Raw genomic sequence first — 1,320 nt, forward strand, 5'->3', positions numbered from 1 at the left:
CAAGGGCGACCAAACTGTCACCACCGCCATCAAAGGCGTAACCGGCGGCGAGCATTTCGAGAACCTGGTGCCGGGCACTACCGCGGTGAACACCACCGTTACGGACACACCGGGCACCGATAACACCACTACCGTAACGCTGACAGCTCCGACCGAAACGAATGAGGGGGGCCAGATCACCTATACCGCGACCTTGAGCAATAAGGCCGGTACTGACGTCACGCTGAAGTTGGATAACGGCTCTTCGATCACCATCAAGGCTGGCGACACGGTTGGCACTGTGACCGTGCCTGCGCCTACCGATGACGTGTTCATCGATAAGAGCACTCAGACCGTCAAGATCACCGACGCTTCCGGCGGCAACTTCGAAAAACTGGAAGTTGCAGGCAGCGGCGCAACCACCACGATCAACGACACCATCGACAAGGTGGATGTAGTTCTAACTGCTACCACTACCGTCGGCGAAGGCGGCAATATCGTCTACACCGCCAGCCTTGTGGACAAAAACGGCGCGCCGGTGACTAACATCACCAACCCGCTGACCGTGACTTTGGATAACGGCAAGACCATCACCATCGGTGTGAATCAGTCGAGCGGCTCCATCACCACCATCGCGCCAGACGATGTGTACAAGGGCGACCAGACCGTCACCACCGCCATCAAAGGCGTGACTGGCGGCGAGCATTTCGAGAACCTGGTGCCTGGCACTACGGCAGTGAACACCACTGTCACCGATACCCCCGGTACCGACAACACCACCACCGTGACGCTGACGGCTCCGGCCGAAGCAGACGAGGGTGGGCAGATTACGTACACCGCCACGCTGTCCAACAAAGCTGGCACTGACGTCACGCTGAAGTTGGACAACGGCTCGTCGATTACCATCAAGGCTGGCGAAACTGTTGGCACCGTAACCGTGCCCGCGCCTACCGATGACGTGTTCATCGACAAGAGCACCCAGACCGTCAAGATCACTGAGACTACTGGCGGCAACTTCGAAAAACTGGAAGTTGCAGGCAATGGCGCAACGACCACGATCAACGACACCATCGACAAAGTCGATGTGGTCCTGACCGCCACTACCACCGTTGGCGAAGGCGGCAACATCGTCTACACCGCCAGCCTTGTGGATAAAAACGGCGCACCGGTGACTAACATCACCAACCCGCTGACCGTAACCTTGGACAATGGCGAGACCATCACCATTGGTGTGAATCAGTCGAGCGGTAGCGTTTCGGTTCTTGCTCCTGATGACGTGTACAAGGGCGACCAAACTGTCACCACCGCCATCAAAGGCGTAACCGGCGGCGAGCATTTCGA

At 57.9% G+C, this 1,320-nt stretch carries 1 protein-coding gene; it reads left to right on the plus strand.

The window, feature by feature from the left end:
- A partial coding sequence (locus BT199_RS26500) for an immunoglobulin-like domain-containing protein (RefSeq protein WP_371914271.1) occupies window positions 1-1,320 on the plus strand: 1,320 nt, incomplete at both ends.

This window comes from Pseudomonas sp. NFR02 (genome assembly GCF_900119375.1).
Classification (GTDB): domain Bacteria; phylum Pseudomonadota; class Gammaproteobacteria; order Pseudomonadales; family Pseudomonadaceae; genus Aquipseudomonas; species Aquipseudomonas paracarnis.